We start from the raw sequence: 21,071 nt of genomic DNA on the forward strand, positions 1-21,071 counted from the left end.
GCCACTTTCAGGGCGCTGGTGGTGTTGGTTTCTTCGGGTAAACTGGTGGTGGTGTTGTTCAGATTTACCGCAGTCGGTGCAGCGTTAACCCCTACTTCCGTAATGCCCAAACTATAAGCCGTCGTCGCATCGGGAGTCGCCCCCACTGTGGTGTCATCAACTTCTACTGTTACGTCATAACTGGACTTGGTGGCAAAATCCAGGGTTGTCCCGGCTTTCAGATACAGTTCCGAACCACTAATTTCAAAGGAACCAGCATCGGCACCAGTTAAACTCAGGTTATTCGTGCCCACTCCATCATCGGTAATGGCAATATCTGCCACTTTCAGGGCGCTGGTGGTGTTGGTGTCTTCGGGTAAACTGGTGGTGGTATTGTTCAGATTAACCGCAGTCGGTGCAGCGTTAACCCCTACTTCCGTAATGCTCAAACTATAAGCCGTCGTCGCATCGGGAGTTGCACCCACTGTGGTGTCATCGACTTCCACTGTTACGTCATAACTGGACTTAGTGGCAAAATCCAGGGTTGTCCCGGCTTTCAAATACAGAGCCGAACCACTAATTTCAAAGGAACCGGCATCGGCACCAGTTAAACTCAGGTTATTCGTTCCCACTCCATCATCGGTAATGGCAATATCTGCCACTTTAATTCCATTAGTGGTATCCGCGTCTTCTGCCAAGGTGGCGGTACTGTTACTCAGAGTCACCGCTGTGGGGGCTTGGTTTTCCACTTCATCGGTGACAGTCACGCTAATGGTTTGGGCAGCGGTTCCCCCCTTGCCATCATCGGCAGTTACTTCTACCTGATAGATATTATCGCTATTGCTGTCGGTGGGGGTTTCATAATCAGGAGCGCTAGTAAAGGTCAGCGCACCACTGCTACTGTTGATACTAAACTTGCTTTGGTCATCGCCTCCAGTCAAAGAATAAGTCAGAGTATCCCCATCTGTATCGGTCGCGGCTACAGTCAGGACTGTTGTGGTGTTTTCTACGATACTAGCTGCGTTACTGGAAGTGAGGGTCGGAACTGCGTTGGGGTTGCTTTCTCCCGTGGCACCAAAAAAGGCTAAACCCACATTTTCTGGATAGTCATAGTTACTTGTGGCGTTGACAGTGATACTATTCAGGGTTTTGGTGGCATCGGCAGCAAACCGGACTCCAAATACTGCCACGCTGTCTTCCAGGAAAAGGCTGCCATCATTTGTGCTCAAGTCAAGACCGCTGGCTAGATAATATAGATTCTCCGATTCAGTAGTCGTTGTGTCCTGCCAATCAGGAACGGTGACGGTGCTACTGGTTTGGCTGCTGCCATCACTATAGTTAAAGGTGAGGCTGACATCCATCGGTGCGTGTCCGTTGGGACTGAGGGCGAGATGCACGTAGCCGTATTGTCCGGTGGTGACATTAAACTGAAATGTTTGAGTCCGTGCAGTAGTGCTAAAGCCGCTAATTAAGCGGCCATTCGTGCCATCATTGTCGTTGCTGTAGCTGAGTTGAATCTCGGGATGATAGCTGTTCGCGGCAAAGATGCCATTGTCGGGTAGTCCGTTACCGTTGGTGGCATCTTGACTGGTGGCGAAGGTCTGGGTTACGAAGACGGAACCCATGTAGTCGATCCCATCTTGGATGGTGTCGGTGCCGCTGGTGCCTTGGTTGACAATTAAGTCTTTGTCCAGCAGTGAGCTTACGTCAAATTTGGTTGTAGCCATTGTGTTGTCAACTCCTATCGGAGATCGGGGTTATGAGTCGAGGCACTCCTGTTTAGGCGATGTATAGCGACCCTAGATCAGTTGGACAGGGGACCCTCACCCCTCACCCCTCTCCCAGAACGGCAGAGGGGAGCCGATTTTTATGTCGAATTGATTTAGACGGGCTATATAGAGGGAGAAAAGGAAACAGGTAATTTTAGTTTGGATGCTTACTCGATTTTACTTTAGTTTTTCAGGGGCGTCTGGAGTTTGGGGGAAATTGTTAGTAAAACTTAATAAAGGTTCGGTAATTAAAAGGGAGGGTGGGGAGAAGATAAATTATCCAGAATTCACCAACGTCTACTTACATCCGCTAACCTAGGGCTTTGATAGATGCGCCCTGGATCTGCCAGCATCTTGCATTTGTTAAGGTTTGTTAGCAAACAGGTATCGGTAGTGGCATGAATCTTAAGGCAAATAGCAAAGTTTGAATCCAGGGGCTTGCAGAACCTTTGGGAAAAGCCCACAGTCAATTGATGAAAGCTTATGGCACTCAGATTGATGACTTGCCAGTATTTGATAGGGTCGAACAAGCTTTGAAGCGTTTTGGCTGTGGCGATCGCTGTCTTGTGGAAATTAGACACAATAACCCCTTGGTTTCTACCTCTGATTATAGCCTATAACCTTGGTCACTGCGTTGCTCAATTTTGGCAAGTTTTAGGGAAATTTAGGGGTTTTGATTTAAAGAGTTAATAGCTTTATATTAAGTTACGCAATTTGGCTAATCTTTCGGTGGATTGGGGGGTGGTTATAGAGTGGCTATGTTGAGATGTGCGATTGTATGTTAACAACAGTATCAAGACTGGGGAGGTTCACCGATGGATGTAGGCAATTGGGGTAATTTTTCAGGATTGCCATGTTGAGATGTGCGATTGTATGTTAACAATAGTATCAAGATTAGGGAGGTTCGTTAGGGAACTCCAAAATATAAAATCTCCAAAAAACCCGCAGGCTGTTCGCGTAGCGTTCCGTAAGGAAAGCCTGGGGCTACACGGACAAAGCCCGCCTGCGCGGGCGTGGACAGTCTTGTTAGGTGCTTAACCATCGGGACTTGGATGATTTATTTGTTGGAACACCCTTACTACGAACTGAAGAAACGACTGAAGTCGTTACTACGAACTATTGAAGATAACGACTGAAGTCGTTACTACGAACTATTGAAGATAACGACTGAAGTCGTTACTACGAACTGAAGAAACGACTGAAGTCGTTACTACGAACTTTGGATGGGGATAACGACTGAAGTCGTTACTACGAACTTTGGAGGGATGGCGACATGACGTTGTTGGGGGGTGTTGCTTTTATTGGATGCCATTGTGATGGAGGAGGCGGAGGAAACCGAAACCGGAGAGGGCGGCGATCGCCAGCCAGGTGATGGTTAAACCGATGACTTCGGCAAAAAATAGGTTGGTGTTAGAGCGGAGGATGCCACCGACTAGCCATCCGGAGGGTAAGGCGACTGCCCAACTCACAGAGGAGATGGGTAACCACCAGGCGGCGTTGGAGAAGTAGCGATTTAGGACAAACCATTGTCCTAAACCTTGGACGATGCCGACGACTGCGCCATCGATGAAGCCATAGAGGAGGCGGATGGTAATCAGTTCGGTGCGGGGTGCGATCCAGCCTAGGGCACCGAGACTGCTACTGCCAATTAGGACCCAGGCGGTGATGGTGGCAATGATCCACCAGGAGATGTGGGAGAGGCGTTGTCGGAGGACGAACCATTGGGCGATCGCAATGAAACTGCTACCTACTGCCCCGGAAATGGCCCCGAGATGGGGTCTGACGCCGATTTCTACAAACAGCAAACTGAGCAGAAAACCTAGCCCGGTGGCTAACACCCATTGAATCCAAAAACTCCATCCAAACAGGATAGGAATTTCAGGAGTCCGAGACAGGTTAAGCGGTTGAGAGATCGGGAGACGGGGCGTCATGAATTGAGACTGGGAACACTTAGGGGGTGGGTTGAGAAAAGAGTTCCCGGAAGGCTTTGCGCCGTTCTGGGGGTGACTCTGGGGTGAGATAACTCCAGAGGGTTTCCCAATAGAAAAAGGATACCCCATCTAAGCGGCGATCGCGCACAACTTGAACCTGTTCCTGGATTTGTTTTATGGGAACCGAACGGACTAAGGTGCCGGTGAGGATGCCGATTCCGACGGGAATTTTCTGTTGTGCTTTCTGGATTGCGGGTTGTGCTAACTCGGTTTTAAAAACGTTTAAATCATTGCGATAAATCTGAACAAGCAGTTCATCCACCCAACCGCGTTCTACCCAGGTTCCCCAATCTTGCAGATATTTACGATAGGCAAAGTCTTGGGAGTTGGGAGAAAGGGAGACAATGCAATCGGGATTGACGGATTTAATGGCTTGATACAGGGTTTCCATAAAGGTAGAAATTTTATCTGCACGCCAGCGCATCCATTCCGCATCGTAGGGGTTATCTGGTGGAGGGGAACCTTGATGTTCTTGGCGGTACAATTCCACGGTAAAACTATCATAACCCGATTCGACAGGCATTCCAAAATGGTCATCGAGTTGGATGCCATCGATAGGGTAATGGCTGACTAATTCGACAATGAGTTCTAGGATGAAGTCTTGGACATCAGGATGTAAGGGGTTTAGCCAAACATTTTGAGGGACGAGAAATTGTTGCCAGGTTTGTCCTGAAGTGGGAGGGTTGGGAATATCAGCGGGATTGAGTTCGTCGGGAATTTCGGTTGGTGTTTGCTGACCTTCTTGGGTTGCACTCAGCCATTGGGGGTGCAATTTAGCTAAGTTGGAGTTGCGGGGGGTCATGAATCCATATTCAAACCAAGGGATGATTCGGATGTGATGGCGATCGCCTAATTTAATCAGTTCATCCAGGACATCTGCACCGAGATGAAATAGGCGCAAGAAAGGTGCTTGAGACCGTCCGGTTTCTCGTCTAGCAACGGCACTTTCATAAAAGGTATTGCCTCGATTCCAGACGACGGGATAGAGGGTATTAAAATTTTGTTCGGCAAGTTGGTGCATGGCTAAATGCACTCCCCAGGGGGTAAAGAGTACCCCACTGGCAACATTGGTTAACCACACGCCTCTAATTTCTGTGGAGGCAGGTGTTTCGGGTTGGGTTGCTTCTAAGGACAAGGAAGGAAATAGGAACCAGGCAATTAGTATGCCTAGGATGACTCCGTATGTCCATCGGATCCAAGTTTGTTCGCGCATCACTCTCAAGGATAACCGATTTTAGATTAGCCAAGGGTTAATTATATCATTAACTCATCAGGTTTTTATAAATTTTCTGTAAAGTTGAGGGATTTTTGGACAATATTTTATCAGTCTCGGGGTAGAGGGAATTTTATAGGGATTCGGATAAGTTATACCACATCCGGTTGTTAAAAGTCGGTTTTCTTTCTTAGCCCGCGCAGGCGGGCTTTGTCCTGTGAGCCTCCACCCTTTAGGGTGTGGGTTTTTATAGAGCTTAAAAACCGGATTTCGTATTATTCTGATTTTTTAGTATGTTGGATTAGTAGGAGGCAGAGCCTCCGTTTGGCATTCCCAGGCAGAGCCTGGGAACGAGGTTGGGGGGTTAAGAGATGGGGGAGTTAAGTTTGAGTATTTTCCTCTTTATTGGGTGTTGATCGCACCGGGACGGGGGAAATAGCCGGTTCTGAAAAGAGGGCTTGAAAACTATTGCGCCGCTCTTCTGGAGATTCCGATGCCACCTTTCCCCACAAACTTTCCCAATAGAAAAAGGCGAATCCAGCAAATCCGCGATCGCGAGCAACTTTCACTCTATCTTCTATCTCTGCAAAGGAAATCGGACGTTTCATCGTTCCCGTTAAAATCCCTACTCCCACCCGAGTTAAATTCCGGGCATACCACACCGTAGAAATATCTAATTCTGTCTCAAATCGACTCAATTCTGCATGATAAACCTGTAAAAACAACTCATCAATCCATCCCGATTCCACCCAGGTTAACCAATCTTGCAAATAGTGGCGATAGGCAAAACTTTGAGAATTGGCGGCTAGAGAAATAGAACAATCGGGATTGACAAATTGCACCGCTTGGTAGATGCGTTCCATAAAATCATTAATCTTATTCGCCCGCCAACGGACCCACTGAGCATTATAGGGATTACTCGGGGGAGAATCTCCCCAATGTTCGGCTTGATAGAGGGCGATGGTGTAAGGGTCATATCCCAACTCAACCGGCAAGCCAAAATTATCATCAAATTGAATCGCATCAATGGGATAATTGGCTACCACTTCCACAATTAACCGCAGGAGAAAATTTTGCACCTCGGGATGGAGGGGATTTAACCAAACCTGCTGAATCGTTAAGGGATTTTCGTTAAAAATTGGGGCTAATTCTTCCTCTCGGAGATTTTGGCTGTTATCCTGGTGTCGAGTTACCCAGTCTGGATGCCGTTTCACTAATTCTGAGTTGGCGGGTGCCATGAACCCATACTCAAACCAGGGAACCACCCGCAACCCCAAAGACTGCCCATCAGCGATAATTTCCCCGAGGACGTCGGTACTGCCTCGCATCAGGGAGAGTAACCAATCCTGCGATCGCCCAGTCACCTGCTTAGAGGCTACACTCGGATAAAAAGTCTGCCCCCGATTCCAAACCACGGGATAAACTGTATTAAAATTAAGATCCGAGAGTTCCTGCAAGGCATGATGAACCGCCCCAGGTACAAACAAGACATCACTCCCCACATTGGTCAACCAGACCCCACGAATTTCTTCCCTCGCTGGAGTTTCAGATGTAGCCATATCGGGGATAAAACCTATTGACCAGGCGACTGCGACCAGTAAACCCAAGGCGACATTTAAGCATCTGCGAACGTTGCGGTTCATTTCGTAGCCACACTTAACCGTTGATCTGGACCTACCCTGCCAAACTTTATGAAAACACCCATCTAACTGCGATCTCTAGTCGTTAATTTTTGTTAAGATTAACCCAACACAGCCAACACCGGACGGATAGTGCGGCCCCCAGATGCCCCGATCGCGTCTGTTTTTTCCGGAATCCGTCGCTGAACTTGCCTTTGTCCCATCTGCCTTGGAGATATTTGATGCTACGACTCGAACATATTAGTAAAATTTACCCGACTGGCGAAGTTCTCAAAGATATTAACTGGGAAGTCAAACCGGGCGATCGCATTGGTTTAGTCGGCGTTAACGGGGCCGGAAAATCTACCCAACTCAAAATCGTTGCCGGGGAAATCGAACCCACTGCCGGAGAAATTATCCGTCCCTCCAATCTACATATCGCCTACCTCACCCAAGAATTTGAAGTAGACCCCACCCGGACAGTCCGGGAAGAATTTTGGACGGTATTTACCGAGGCAAACCAAGTCCAGCATGACTTGTTGGACGTCCAACACGCCATGCAAACCGCTTCCGAGGCAGAACTAGACAAACTGATCAACAAACTGGATAAACTGCACCGCAAATTTGAAGCCTTAGATGGTTATACCCTAGAAGCGCAAATCGAGAAAATCCTGCCGGAAATGGGATTTGTCGCAGAAGACGGCGATCGCCTCGTCAGCGCCTTCAGTGGCGGTTGGCAAATGCGGATGAGTTTAGGCAAAATTTTGTTACAGAGTCCTGACTTGTTGCTGCTGGATGAACCGACAAACCATCTGGACTTAGAAACCATCGAATGGTTAGAAACCTACCTCAAGGGATTAATCACCCCAATGGTAATTGTCTCCCATGACCGAGAATTCCTCGATCGCCTTTGCACCCAAATTGTCGAAACCGAACGAGGCGTCTCCAGCACCTACCTCGGCAACTATTCCTCGTATTTAGAGCAAAAAGCCTTCAACCGCGAAGCACAACTGAGCGCCTACGAACGCCAACAGAAAGAACTAGAAAAACAACAAGTCTTCGTTGAGCGCTTCCGTGCCAGTGCCACCCGCAGTACCCAAGCAAAAAGCCGGGAAAAGCAACTCGATAAAATCGAACGCATTGAAGCACCTGAAGGCACTTTAAAAACCCTCCGGTTCCAATTTCCCCCAGCGCCTCGCAGTGGACGAGAAGTCGTAGACATCAAAAACTTGGTGCATACCTACGACGACAAAATCCTATTTTTAGGCACGGATTTGTTCGTTGAACGAGGCGATCGTATCGCCTTCTTAGGACCCAACGGTTCAGGCAAATCCACCCTGCTGCGAATGATTATGGGCATGGAAAAAGCCAACGAAGGCAGCATCCAACTCGGACAACATAACGTCATTCCCGGCTACTTTGAGCAAAATCAAGCCGAAGCCTTAGAACTCACCAAAAGCGTCATGGACACCATTCATGACGAAGTACCCGACTGGAAAAACGAAGAAGTTCGCACCTTACTCGGACGATTTCTCTTCAGTGGAGACACCGTATTTAAACCCGTAGAAGCTCTCAGTGGAGGAGAAAAAGCCCGTTTAGCCTTAGCAAAAATGCTCCTACGTCCCGCTAACTTGCTACTGTTAGACGAACCTACAAACCATTTAGACATCCCCGCCAAAGAGATGCTAGAAGAAGCCCTGCAAAACTACGATGGCACGGTGATTATTGTCTCACACGACCGTTATTTTATCTCCAAAGTCGCCAATAAAATAGTCGAAATCCGCGACGGGGAATTCCGCCCCTACCTTGGTGATTATCATTACTATTTGGATAAAATAGCTGAAGAAAAAGAGCAAGAACGTCAAGCTAAAATAGCTGCTGAAAAAGCCGCTAAAAAAGCCGCAAAACAATCCAAAGCTACCGCCAAGGGCAAGTAGCATGGCACTCCCCACCCGCACCCGTGCATGGTGGGGCTGCACAAACAAAGCCCGCCTACGCGGGCTAAAATCCTCCGCGAAATCCTCATCCGTGAAAATCCGTGAAATTAGGGGTTAAAATCCCACCCCACCCGCAGTCTACCTAAAGGATGGCGTTGCAGATATGCGGTATGATTTCATGGGGCAGGGGTACAGTCCGATGTTTCAGGTAGTAGAGAAGCAATCTGATAGAAATCTTTAACATTTCTAGGGATTTTGAATAACATAAAGTTTTTCTCTGTAGGGACTACCCGCCCGATCATACCCTATATGTGCAACGCCTAAAAATCGCCCCCTCAGAACTCCCCATCGCACTTAGAAATTCCCCTCAACTCTCTACGGTTGAATCCGTTTAGTTTTCGATTCATGATACTCCCGCACTTGGCGCGATCGCACCCAATGAGGATAAACCATTCTCCCTAACGGAATCGCGGTTACTCCGATTAGCAAACTCACCCAATAATGGGATAAAATTCTCCCATTCAACGCTAACCCTAGGCTGATTCCTAATCCCACCGTCAGCAGAACAATTCTCCCCGCAAAATTAGTCCAAACCTGGCTGATTTTGAGTTTAACATTCGGTGACAAAGGGGTGATTTTGCCCGGTTCTATTTCATCGAAAACCGCACCCGCAACGCCTCCTGTTACAATAATTAAACCCATCCATACCAGGAATGCCCAAGCATTGGAGAAGGAACCGCTGCCATCCAGAATTGGCCCTACAGCAAACATTACCCCAGCGATCGCCCCCGCCAGGGTTTTGGATACATCTCTAGCCGTTCCCATCCCCCGCAATCGACTGATTAATTCCTCGGTGACAATTGCAGCATAAGCACCGATTAAAGCACCCAGAATGGCCATCCAAAAGGCAGAACCTATGGCTTCTTCTACTATTTCAGACAAAGACAGGGAAGGGTCATCGTTCCCATAAATGATTACACTTACAGGTACAGTCACTACACCAATAATGCTCCCGGCGAGCGCACCCGCAGCAGCCGGACCCGGCTTCCGGGAAGCGCTTTTCGCCCCAATCCTAAAAAGCAAAATCCCGGAAAACAACAACAGAACAACCAGCATTCCCAAACCCGAAGCCGTTATCCATCGGATCCCGTCCCCCACAACATTTACAGGTTGAGTCCATCCCGTATTCAGGGCTAAACCCAGCAAAATTCCCAGCCAAGGATAGGGTAATTTTATCTCTTCTACAGGTTCCGGCGCGGTTTGAACTTTAAGGGGGAATCGATATAATTTTTGGTCGGAATTTGTCTGTAATAATAATTCACGCGCATAAATGCGATCGGCCATCAAATTGCGGGTATCTACTGTGATGGTACATTCAACTTGATTCCCTTTAAACCGGACTGGTTCAATTTTAATCCAGGGATGATTATTTTTAGAAAAGTAACCATCTCTCCGATAAGGAGCCACCTGCCATCGCCCCTTCAGCATCGTTCCGGGAACCGGATTTTTAATCGAAATCGTTTGGGTAATCGGTTCTCCCAACTTCGTCCCCCGAAACTGCAACAACTGATGACTAGAAATCACTTGAGGCGTGCGACTAATCTCAATCGGCGTCAACACTTCCAGGGCTGTTTCTGCATTCGGGTAACGGTCTTTTGGCTTGGGTTCCACCATTTTTTCCAGCCATTGAATCCAAGCTAGACTAATTTTAGGAAGCCGTTTGCGAAAGTGAATCCGATAACTGGGGTCAATTAACTCCCCAATATCCATCGATTTTGTCCCCGTCAGCAAACAAATTAAAGTCGCCCCTACCCCATATAAATCCGAGGCAGGAGTCAGTTCCCGATTAAATAATTGCTCCGGTGGCATAAACCCCAGAGTGCCTTTAACAATGCTACTAACTGCAACTTCTCCCTCGCCAAGATGAGCAAATCCAAAATCCACTAAATAAACATTCATCAGTTGATCCACCAGAATATTTTCCGGTTTGATATCCCGATGAATCACGGCAGGGAGGCGATTTTGGAGGTAAACTAAAATCGATAACAGGGCTACAGCAATCTCTTTAACTTGGATGGGGTGCCAGGTGCGCTGTTGCGCCAGGGATTCTGCCGGTTTGTACTCCTGAACCATACAGAATCCTCCGGGACTCTCAAAGGAATCCAAATAGCGGGGGATACCGGGATGATTGAGCCCCTGAAGCACTTGAATTTCGCGCTGATATGCATCGTAACCCGCCCACCGCGCATCACTGGTACTGGCAAACTGAAACTGTTTAATTGCCACTAAATCAGCCGGATCGGGAGTGACATCGGGGGTGGGTGCTGCGGTTTTAGTACGACTCGCCAGGTAAGTCACGCGACCCCCAGCGCGGTTATGACCCAATTCTCGGATAACCTGATAGCCGTACTCACCAAAATCTGGAAGATTACTCATCATAATGTTTTCGCAGGGATGCCGGTAGGATTATTGTACTGCGATCGCATTGGTGATGGGGTGAGGGGTTGGGGGAGATGGGGAGGTTGGGGAAGACGGGGGAGATGGGGAGGATGTTCGTAGTAACGACTTCAGTCGTTCTTCTCTTGGTTCGTAGTAACGACTTCAGTCGTTCTTCTCTTGGTTCGTAGTAACGACTTCAGTCGTTCTTCTCTTGGTTCGTAGTAACGACTTCAGTCGTTCTTCTCTTGGTTCGTAGTAACGACTTCAGTCGTTTCCGGCTTAAGTCCCTGTGAAGGAACTGGAAGATCGACAGATGGGTGCGTGAGGAAAGCTTGAGCTTTCCTCACGAGGAAACGACTGAAGTCGTTACTACGAACATCTCCCCCATCTTCCCCATCTTCCCCATCTTCCCTCAAACTGCTGCTGACTCTCGGCGGGAAGAAATGACTTTAGCCGGAACCCCTACGGCAATGGAATAGGGGGGAATATTTTTAGTTACAATGGCCCCTGCGCCGATGATGCTGCCTTCGCCAATGGTGACGCCATCCATAACTTTGACCCCGGTTCCTAACCAGCAATTGTCTTCAATGGTAATCCCTTCATAACTATTCCCTTGTTGGTTAATATTCTGACCGACGTTAGCAAAAATATGATTGTTAGAATAAATGCTGGAATGAGAAGCAATTAAACAGTCTTTGCCAATTTTGAGTTTGGCCCCGGAGAGGCAGGTATAGGGACCAATATAGGTGCGATCGCCGATTTCAATGCCGTTTTGATTGCCATGTGCTTTGATATCTACCCCGCGATCGAAAGAAACACCATCCCCAATTTTAATTTTATCTTTGGGTCCCAGGCTGCGGATTCTAACATCCCGCTCCATTGAAACTTTATGACCGATTTGCATCCGATAGGCACAGAAAAATTCTACTCCGGTTTTGATGCGAACCCCTTTACCCAATTTCCCGAAAATTGTTTTATAAATCAGTCCCCGTAACCCGGTTCCAATGGAGGAAGGTAGCCACTGAAGCAAGGCCATTTCTATTTCTTCTAATAAATGAAATAACCGCCACCCGAGGGCAAATTTTAAAGCTTTTTTGTTATTAAAATAGGCTGTATAATTTTGAATGGTCATTTTTACTTACTTCTCCCTATGTTCTTTCTCGGTGGCGTGAGGTGGATTTGGAGTTCAGCAGGCAGCCCCCTGCTATCTCATCCCCTCTCTATCCTCAGCGTGAGATTTGTCTCTTCCTATTTTGTACAGCAGAATGGAAGCCCGGTGTCTCATCCTATAGGCGGATTTTTCTCGACGGCAAAAAATTTGTCTATCCAACAAGGTAGGCGGTGAGATTGACCGGGCGATCGCTGGGTCGGGTTATGAAACTAAAACGGATTTCTCCACTAAAGAAGTGCCATCATAATAGTCAGGAATCGGGGCATTCATCAGATGGAGAAGGGTCGGGGCTAAATCCACCCCATGACCCTCTTGCAGTTGCGTTCCGGGGCGAATTCCCGGCCCTGTAATGTTTAAAAAGCCTCGGTTGCGATGACTGCCGGTGCGGCGATAGGGGACGGGACCAATGCGCCCGAATTGTCCACAATCAATCACATCGGCGGGTGTGTCTTGCCAAAGGACGACTAAATCCGCATCGGGACGGGTGGGAGAGGTGGGGGGGGTGTGAATCACTTTTTTCACCACCGGGCCTCCTGTGCGAGCATTTGTCCAACCATAGAGTTGTGCGGTTAACTCTTGGCATAAGGCGTCATACTCCTCCGGTGAGACGATGCCACTGGGTTCGCGTCCCGCTAGGTTAATGCGGATGTATCCTTCGGAATAGCTGGGAATGGCAAAGGCTTTCATTTGCGGCCATAAGGGGCTATACCAAGTAGAGGGTTGCCAGAATAGGGGATTTCCTTGCTGGCGCAACTGTTCCGGTGACCCTAATGGCGCTTCTCCAAAGGTTCCGAAGAGGCGATCGAGCAGGGGATGGACTTGACTGGGGAGTTGCTGCCGGAGGAATTGTTTCAGGGGGTTGGGGCTATATTTGCGTTCCCAAATTTCTCCAGTCCAGGTTTTTCGTTGGGGTGTGCTGACGATCGCCTCGGGTAGGTTTCCGGCTGTTCCCGGTGCGATCGCCACTTTCCCGGGAAAGCTGAATCGGTATAAAAACTCGGGCAGAAACAGCATACTGGGAACATCGGTGGTATTGTTTCCGCTACCATGTGCGGAAAAGACCACGAGATAAGCGTCTTCTGGTACTTCAGCTAACAGAGTGCCTAGAGTGCGATCGACGGCTTCAAAAACGGCCAGCATGGGGTCTTCTGATGCGGTATCCAGCTTGTGTTCATACAGCGGATGGTCCGGTTGACTGAGATACCACAAGTCATGTCCGGCAGAATGGGTCTCACTAAATACCGTTAACAAGAGATCCCACCGTTCCTGTTTGAGTAAATTTCGGACGATCGCCCCTCGGCGATCGATGCCTTGATGCAGGGTTTTTTGCAAGCGAGACAGATAGGCTTTGTCCCACCAATCCCCATGATCCCGATGGAGGGCCGGATGTTTCCCATAGTCCCGATTGATCTGATTCAGCAATTCGGGCGGGTGAGAGAGACTGGGGGTTTGCGGCGAATGAGCACCCCAAGCCAAAACTTGCTCCCCATTAACGCGATCGCACAAGCGAGATTGGGGAACATCAAAAACAGCCACTCGATACTCTTCTCCCAAGGCATAAAATGGCGGATACTCCTGAAAATCATACGCGCCTATTTCAGAAACATTGTAGCTGCCTTCATGAAATTTTATCGGGGCCCAATATCCGGTTTTTTCGGGTAAGCATCCGGTTAAAAATGTGGTCCAAGGGGTTTCAGCTTTGTAATATCCTAAGTTGGTCAACCGACCATAAGCACCTCGGTCTTTCAACTGTTTGAGATGGGTTAAATATCCCTGGTCCATCCAGGTTTCTAACAGTTTGGGTTCTGCTGCATCTAGTCCGATCGCAATCACTGGATTTTTCATGATGATGTTTCCTATTTTCTTAAGGAGTTTGGCAATTTAATCTCGAATTCTCTGGATCAGCGTTAGCTGATTTTTGAACCCATTGGCTTTGTAAATAGTAAAAAGGACTCAGAAAACCACTCAAAAAGAACTCCAACTCACAGGCGGCAACGGGGTCAGTCTTGACTAAGCCGCGATACTGAATCAGATGGCGCACAATTCGGCGTAAATTTCCGAGTAAGATGCGGGCGATCGCAATGGGTTTCTCTCTCGGGCTGGCATTGAGCAGGCGCAGGTGACAAATGCACAATCCACAGCCTCGAATCAAGGAAATTAACGATGCCTGTTCCAATCTTTGTTGAGGAATTTGATGATAGCTATGGAGGGTCGGACAGTACCAAATTTCCCACCCTGTTTGGTGCAAATACAATAAGGTTTCAAAATCTTCCCCAGCTAAGGTCGAACCATTGACTCGCCCGATTAACTGTAAGCGGCGAGGAACATTTTCACACCAGGCTTGTTTGCGAACCACTAAACCCGCGCCGGGAGGTAAACTTAAGTGTTGGGGTTGATATAAATGGGGTTTTGACCCTCGTTCACGAATGGCTAAAAAGGATTGAATTCGGTGAAAATTTTCTGGGGGAGGAGTTTCAAACCTGCCATGAATTTGGCCGCCAAATGCACCAGCTTTGGGATAAGATTGAGCAAAATTGTAGGCTTCAGCTACCCAGTCGGGGGCGGGTAAATTATCATCATCTAAAAATCCCACCCAGATGCCTTGGGCTTCATCAATTGCCCGTTGGCGGGCAAAGGCGAGTCCTTGTTGAGGTTCAAAATAATAGTGTAAGGGATAGGCGGAGGGCCAATCGGTTTGGTATTGGCGAATGACTTCAGCGGTGTTATCCTGACTGTTGTTATCGATGACGACAATTTCCCAGGTGAATTGTTCGGTGCGAATTTGCGATCGCAAACAGTCCAGGAGTTGTGGTAATCGAGTTCCCCCATTATAGGTCGGGATGGCGATGGTAAAGGCGATGGCATTCATTTGATTTCAGCAAGTTTCAATTCACAATTAGAGGATTAACTGGCTTTATAGGGAAGGTTCGGATAACAATCCAGCGAGATTTGAGAGAGGAGCAGGAGATTTTTCTGGCGGAATTGAAAGCTCAGGTTTGAGTAATTGGGGAACCCAATTTGTGGCCATATCTACTTCAAAGGAGAGGGGGTGAGGACGTTCTATTTCATATCCCTGAACGTAATGAACTCCAATTCGTTGAGTTTGCTCCAAAATTCCCAAATTTTCCACATGAGATGCAATGGTTTTCATTCCCAGAGTTTTCCCCAGTTGATGGAAGGTTTTCACCGTGTTTAAACTAGCGGAATTTTCATGAATGGATTGAATTAAATTCCCTTCTAATTTGAGGTAATTCATCGGCAATTTCTGGAGGTAATCCCCGGAAGATTGAGTTGCCCCTACTCCATCAAGGGATAATTGACAACCAATGGCACGCAAGCGTTCAATCAGTTCTTGGATGCGCGCTAAATGGCCGATCGCCACGGTCTCAGGAATGCAAAAACACAAGAGTTCAGGGGGAATTTTATAATAGGCTAATTCCCGAACCAAAAAATCAATTAAATTGCGATCGCCTAGACTGGATTCGGACAGATTGATTTCATACATCCCATTGGGAAACGGGTCCCTGGCTTCAGCAATTTGAGCGCAGAGTTCTCGGATCGTCCAACGGTCGATGGTCCGCATCAGATTATACCGTTTCGCTAAAGGCATAAACTGATTCGGGAGTAACAGTTTGCCGTTGCGATCTTCTAACCGCAATAAAATCTCTGTATGGGGGCGATCGCCTGCGGCACTAATCAGAGGATAAACCCCTTGAGAATGAAGGCGAAACCGTTGTTCTTCAAAGGCTTGGGCTAACTCTTCTAGGGAGGTTTGATTGGATATCCCTGAAGGGCGATCGCCATTGTTTCCGGATGACTTTAACCCTTGGTGTTTCAACAGAAACAGCGGACTCATTAAGGTACTGGTCAAAAACTCTCGTTCACAAGTGGCTGCTGTATCATCTTTAATGGTAATTCCATGTCGAATCCCATGTAACACCAAGCGGCGCAAATCATTGGCTAAATAAGCCGGAAATGCTAAGGGTCTTTGCCAACTCTTTAACGTCATCATCCGCAAGCGATGACGACTCAACCCCACACAACGGACCAGCAGTTTCAAATATTCCGGTTCTAACCGCTGGTTAGGGATTTTGTGGTACACAACCATCGCTGGATTGTACCAAATCTCCCACCCAGCTTTTTGAATATGCAACAAAACTTCTAAATCTTCACTGGCTAATCCCGCTTCTTTCCCGGTATGATTTAAAACTAACCGTTTGGGAACCGATTCTAGCCACACTTTTTTCCGAACCACTAATCCCGCCCCTGGGGGCAATATTTTATGTTCGGGGTCGTACTTTCGTGGGCTATTTCCCCGTTCCACAATGGCTAAAAAACAAGCAATTTTTTTAAAGTTTACCGGAAGTTTTTCTTCCGGCTTTTTTTCATAAAACAGCCCGTGAATTTGGCTACCAAATGCCCCAACTTCTGGATGAGTTTTCCCAAACTGATAAGCAGCCGCTACCCAGTCGGGTTCCGGCAAGTTGTCATCATCCAAAAACCCAATCAACTCCCCCTGAGCTTTTTCTACTGCCCGTTGTCGGGCAAAAGCGGCCCCCTGTTCCGGGGCAAAACAATATCGTAAGGGATAGGCAGTAGGCCAGGTTTTCTGATAGTCTCTCACCACTGCTGCGGTGCGATCGCTGCTATTGTTATCAACGACAATTATTTCCCAGGAAAACCCTTCGGTTCCCACTTGCACTCGCAGGCGATCGAGAACGTCACTTAAGCGGCTTTCGCCATTATATGTTGGAATCGCTACTGTTACATCAACCTGATTCATAAGTTGCGGGGGTATAAATCTGAATTAAATTGAATGGGAAATCACCCTGGCCTTGTGCCTTGGTGGATTAAAATGAGTTTGGGCGGGATCAATTAAGTCAATCCCTGACAAAAAGTGTTTATAGTTAAAGGAGATGGCTCTTGATTGAGCCGAGTAAACCGCATCCACCCATTCCCCTACACCCTTCTAGGTCAACAGCTATCAGAACTGAAAACTTGATTGATGTAGAAGCTGGAAAATTGGCTACTCAAGTATTACCGCCACGCCACCCTAAGTTCGGGCGACGGCGTGAACCTCTCACTGGATAATCTGCCCTCTCCTGAGCGATCGAGTATTCTCACGCAGGGCTGAATTGTCTTTGTATCTTATGGTAGATCATTTTATTTGATTTACTTGCCAAAATTGAAAATTGATATAAAGTTTTCATAAAGTTTAAGGCGGTTTCTTAAAAGAAAGATAAAGTTATTCAGTGAAAATACTTAAAGCTGGCCTATATGTTCCGATTTTTTTCTCTCTTGGACGTTTTAAGCTCAGTAGTATCACATAAAACATTTAACTATCTATACCTTTAGACATATGTCTAAAGGTATAGATAGCACCCAGCCGAAGCCACTTTATCTGTCGATCGCCTCAAAAATGGTGGCTAAAATAGTATTGGAAAATAAAAATCCTTCGGGGTCCGAGAGTCGGATCGCACCGGATGGGGGCAGAGTGGGGCCAACATCTAGCCCTTCAGAGAGAGTGTGAACCTTGACCCAGCCTTGACGATAATAAGGAAGGAGGCACTGCCAAAGCTGACGGAGGCGATCGCCCCCAAACTGCTGGGTGAAGCGAGCAATATCAATCCCTTCGGCTAACCGCAATCCCAACATCAAGGTTTCCAACAACACCTCATCCCCAGGGGTTTCCGGGATAGAAAGGACCCCCCCACTGTTTTGCCACTCTTGCACCCAAGCATAATATTCCCGCCTAGTCCGGGGACGAGTGAATCGTTGGCCCCCCACATAACTCGCGGCCCCCATGCCAAATCCATAGCAAGGGCGATTTTCCCAATAGACTCGATTATGGCGACACTGATAGCCCGATCGCGCATAATTCGAGACTTCATAATGCTCATACCCGGCCCCCGTGAGGGTCTCAACCGCCACTCGATACATTTGAGCACTCATCTCGTCCGTGGGTAACGGCGAAACCCCCGGTTGATACGTCCGGGAAAAGGCAGTCCCTGCTTCTACAATTAAGTCATAGCTAGAAATATGAGCCGGATTGAGGGCAACTGCCTGATTCAGGGAGTCTTGCCACTGTTCTAAGGTTTGGTGAGGCAATCCTGAAATCAAATCCAGACTAAAATTCGCGATTCCCACCTCCCGAATCACGTCAACGGCAGTAAAAATATCTTTCGTCCGGTGCGATCGCCCACAGTCAGCCAATAACTCATCCTGAAACGCCTGGACTCCCATACTCACCCGATTAATTCCCCCCAGGCAATATCCGGCAAGGTGGTCCCGGTCAAAGGTCCCCGGATCCATCTCTATCGAAATTTCTGCATCGCCAGCAATTCCAAACCGGCGATCGAGAGTCGCCAAAATTCGACTCAACTGGGATACGGATAACAGAGACGGCGTACCCCCTCCAAAAAACACTGTGGACAGGGGCTGACCCCAAATCGGACTGTTCTCAATTTCCGTAATTAGCCAATCCACATACTCCACAATCGTGCCGGAGTCCTCCCCCTGCTTGCGATCGCCTACCACCGACACCGGAAAATCGCAATAAAAACAGCGACGACGACAAAACGGAATATGCAGATAAGCAGACCGGGGGATCTCCGGGATCGTTGATTCAGTCGAGGGTGTAGCCACTATGGATGCCTTAAATTCGGGTTAAAACTGCATCTCCCTCTTGGGACAGACTTGCGATGAACAGAGTCCAAACTATAGAACAGCAGAAAACTTAATAGTATAATCAAGATGTCTTTCTACAATCAACTCAATCAGCGGTCTTCAAAAAATGTCGGGAAAACATCCTTAGAAAATGGCTCCCCGGCATGGACAACCTTGAGTTGAAACCTTACTCTTTTGAGTGGCTCAATCATGCTTAATGCAATCATCATTCTCTCATTCATTCTAGCAGCGGCGGGGATCGGTTTCTATAGCACAGAACTGCTTCCCGCGTCGGCGATGGCCCAAGTCACCAATCTCGACGGGTTGCGATCGGTCACCACCGGGTTTGCCGCCTTGGTCGGGGGGGCCGTCGGTTTAGCGGTGCAAACCACCTACCGACGCATGGAAAAGCAAGTTCGGCAAATGCCGATTGATATGCTGATTACCCGGGCGATCGGCCTCGTCATGGGTCTCCTGGTTGCCAATTTAATGCTGGCCCCCGTGTTCTTGCTGCCCATTCCTCGGGAATTTGGATTCATCAAACCCCTCGCCGCCATCCTCGGTAGCGTGATGTTTGCCTTTTTGGGCGTCACCCTCGCCGATGCTCATGGTAGGGCATTCCTGCGCCTGATCAACCCCAGCAGTCTCGAATCCATGTTAGTCGCTGAAGGGACCTTGAAACCTGCTGCGACCAAAGTCCTAGATACCAGTTGCATTATCGATGGTCGCGTGGAGACCCTCCTCGCCACCGGGTTTTTAGAAGGACAAATCCTCGTGCCCCAATTCGTGTTACAGGAATTGCAAATGGTGGCAGATGCCTCCAACGACCAAAAACGGGTCCGGGGTCGTCGGGGACTCGATGTCCTCAACCGCATCAAGGAAACCTACGCCGAACGCATCGTCATCCATCCCGCAGACTATGAGGACCTGCAAACCGTGGATGCGAAATTGGTCCGGTTGGCCCAAGAAATTAATGCCACCTTGCTCACCAATGACTACAATTTGTCCAAAGTCGCTACGGTGCAAAAGGTGTTAGTGCTGAATATCAACGACTTGACCCAGGCGGTGCGTCCGGTGTATCTCCCCGGAGACAGTCTCGACCTGAAAATTCTCAAAGAAGGCAAGGAAGAGGCCCAGGGAGTTGGATATTTAGACGATGGCACAATGGTGGTTGTCGAAGAAGGCCGCAAATATATCGGTGACCAGTTGCGCGTGGTGGTGACTTCTTCTTTACAAACTGCTGCCGGTCGGATGATTTTTGCCCGTCCTCATGCTTCAATGGTGGCCTAATGGGCTATGGCCGAGGGTAACAATTTAAACCGGCGATCGGGCTGTCCCTGTTCTCTATTTTTAGAGATAGATGAATGGGGACAGCTATTTTTATAACTTTCTTCCCCGTCAGGGAGAGGATAAAATGTTGCCCTTCACTTCAGATCACGAATTCAGCAAGACCCAATGTCGAAATAGGTCTAAACTTTCTTCTTTTAAAACATCTCCAACTAATTCAACGTCACTCCCAAACTGCTTTAGTTCTTGACAGGAAAGGTTGAGCTGAGTAAACCCGATCGCACAAGCATCGGCTATGCGAGTTCCAAACACAATTTTATCCAGTTGAGCCCAATAAGCAGCAGTAAAACACATCGGACAAGGTTCGCAAGTGCTATAAATCACACAACCGGATAGGTCAAGGGTATTTAATTTTTTAGAGGCATCCCGAATGGCATTAACTTCGGCATGAGCGGTGACATCGAGGCTACTGGTACAGCTATTATGCACACAGGTAACCACTTCACCGTCTTTGACAATACAAGCGCCGAAGGGGTCTTCCCCTTGGTTGACTCCTTCCATTGCTTTGGCGATCGCCAGTCTCATAAAGTCTTCATCACGCTTGATTTGACTTGCCATATTAATCCTTTTTTTCTCTCTTCTAATGGGTTGAATAACTCTAGCCCTGTCAAGGTGTATTTGTAGGGGCGCTTCGGGAAGCGCCTCTACATTCCATCACTCGGTTTTGTGATTAACTTGAACACCAATTCAGGCGCTTCTTGGCTACATTTTAGCACTCTTTTTTGTGATTAACTTGAATACCAATTCAGGCGCTTCTCGAAGCGCGGCTACATTCTAGCACTCGGTTTTGTGATTAACTTGAATACCAATTCAGGCGCTTCTCGAAGCGCGGCTACATTCTAGCACTCGGTTTTGTGATTAACTTGAACATCTGGACAGGGCTAGTTGAATACCTCTTATTGTAACTGCCAAGGATAGAATTATCCTGTGCTTTTTTTAA

The 21,071-nt window shown here is 47.9% G+C and carries 14 protein-coding genes; 3 read left to right on the forward strand and 11 right to left on the reverse strand.

The window, feature by feature from the left end:
- A partial coding sequence (locus NG833_RS23495; RefSeq protein WP_254567699.1) for a cadherin repeat domain-containing protein occupies nt 1-1,706 on the reverse strand: 1,706 nt, incomplete at its 3' end.
- A 491-nt stretch (nt 1,707-2,197) separates the two neighbouring features.
- Here NG833_RS23495 and NG833_RS23500 point away from each other — a divergent pair.
- On the forward strand, nt 2,198-2,368 hold the full coding sequence (locus NG833_RS23500) for a hypothetical protein (protein ID WP_254567700.1): 171 nt from the start codon (nt 2,198-2,200) through the stop codon (nt 2,366-2,368).
- A gap of 678 nt (nt 2,369-3,046) precedes the next feature.
- Here the strand turns inward: NG833_RS23500 and NG833_RS23505 are convergent.
- The 3 genes from NG833_RS23505 to NG833_RS23515 form a co-directional block, all read right to left on the reverse strand.
- Nucleotides 3,047-3,679, reverse strand: coding sequence for a hypothetical protein (locus NG833_RS23505; RefSeq protein ID WP_254567701.1), 633 nt, complete (start codon nt 3,677-3,679; stop codon nt 3,047-3,049).
- A gap of 19 nt (nt 3,680-3,698) precedes the next feature.
- Nucleotides 3,699-4,952 carry a glycoside hydrolase family 10 protein gene (locus NG833_RS23510; protein WP_254567702.1) on the reverse strand — a complete coding sequence of 418 codons (1,254 nt, stop codon included), beginning with the start codon at nt 4,950-4,952 and terminating at the stop codon, nt 3,699-3,701.
- 380 nt (nt 4,953-5,332) lie between these two features.
- Nucleotides 5,333-6,595: a glycoside hydrolase family 10 protein gene (locus NG833_RS23515; protein WP_254567703.1), complete on the reverse strand. Its 1,263-nt coding sequence runs from the start codon at nt 6,593-6,595 to the stop codon at nt 5,333-5,335.
- 218 nt (nt 6,596-6,813) lie between these two features.
- Here NG833_RS23515 and NG833_RS23520 point away from each other — a divergent pair, with 218 nt between their 5' ends.
- Entirely contained in the window at nt 6,814-8,508 is a 1,695-nt protein-coding gene (locus NG833_RS23520) for an ABC-F family ATP-binding cassette domain-containing protein (RefSeq protein ID WP_254567704.1), read from the forward strand.
- 375 nt (nt 8,509-8,883) lie between these two features.
- Here NG833_RS23520 and NG833_RS23525 read toward each other — a convergent pair whose 3' ends face one another.
- From NG833_RS23525 to hemW, 6 genes are all read right to left on the reverse strand, one after another.
- Nucleotides 8,884-10,947, reverse strand: a complete 2,064-nt coding sequence (locus NG833_RS23525) for a serine/threonine-protein kinase (RefSeq protein WP_254567705.1) — start codon at nt 10,945-10,947, stop codon at nt 8,884-8,886.
- A 412-nt stretch (nt 10,948-11,359) separates the two neighbouring features.
- Nucleotides 11,360-12,079, reverse strand: a complete 720-nt coding sequence (locus NG833_RS30585) for a DapH/DapD/GlmU-related protein (RefSeq protein WP_305885002.1) — start codon at nt 12,077-12,079, stop codon at nt 11,360-11,362.
- Between the two features lie 240 nt (nt 12,080-12,319).
- On the reverse strand, nt 12,320-13,963 hold the full coding sequence (locus NG833_RS23535) for an alkaline phosphatase family protein (RefSeq protein ID WP_254567706.1): 1,644 nt from the start codon (nt 13,961-13,963) through the stop codon (nt 12,320-12,322).
- A gap of 19 nt (nt 13,964-13,982) precedes the next feature.
- The gene (hpsE, locus tag NG833_RS23540) at nt 13,983-14,987 is read right to left on the reverse strand and encodes a hormogonium polysaccharide biosynthesis glycosyltransferase HpsE (RefSeq protein WP_254567707.1); all 1,005 of its coding nucleotides are present in this window, start codon (nt 14,985-14,987) and stop codon (nt 13,983-13,985) included.
- Nucleotides 14,988-15,032: 45 nt separating this feature from the next.
- The gene (gene hpsE / locus NG833_RS30860) at nt 15,033-16,901 is read right to left on the reverse strand and encodes a hormogonium polysaccharide biosynthesis glycosyltransferase HpsE (RefSeq protein ID WP_309143879.1); all 1,869 of its coding nucleotides are present in this window, start codon (nt 16,899-16,901) and stop codon (nt 15,033-15,035) included.
- 614 nt (nt 16,902-17,515) lie between these two features.
- Nucleotides 17,516-18,763, reverse strand: coding sequence for a radical SAM family heme chaperone HemW (gene hemW / locus NG833_RS23555; protein ID WP_254567708.1), 1,248 nt, complete (start codon nt 18,761-18,763; stop codon nt 17,516-17,518).
- A gap of 231 nt (nt 18,764-18,994) precedes the next feature.
- Here hemW and NG833_RS23560 point away from each other — a divergent pair, with 231 nt between their 5' ends.
- Complete coding sequence (locus NG833_RS23560) at nt 18,995-20,074, forward strand: PIN/TRAM domain-containing protein (protein WP_254567709.1); 1,080 nt, start codon at nt 18,995-18,997, stop codon at nt 20,072-20,074.
- Nucleotides 20,075-20,218: 144 nt separating this feature from the next.
- Here NG833_RS23560 and NG833_RS23565 read toward each other — a convergent pair whose 3' ends face one another.
- Entirely contained in the window at nt 20,219-20,689 is a 471-nt protein-coding gene (locus NG833_RS23565) for a nucleoside deaminase (RefSeq protein WP_254567710.1), read from the reverse strand.
- Nucleotides 20,690-21,071: the final 382 nt, after the last annotated feature.

This window comes from Oscillatoria sp. HE19RPO (assembly GCF_024220515.1).
Taxonomy (GTDB): domain Bacteria; phylum Cyanobacteriota; class Cyanobacteriia; order Cyanobacteriales; family Laspinemataceae; genus Laspinema.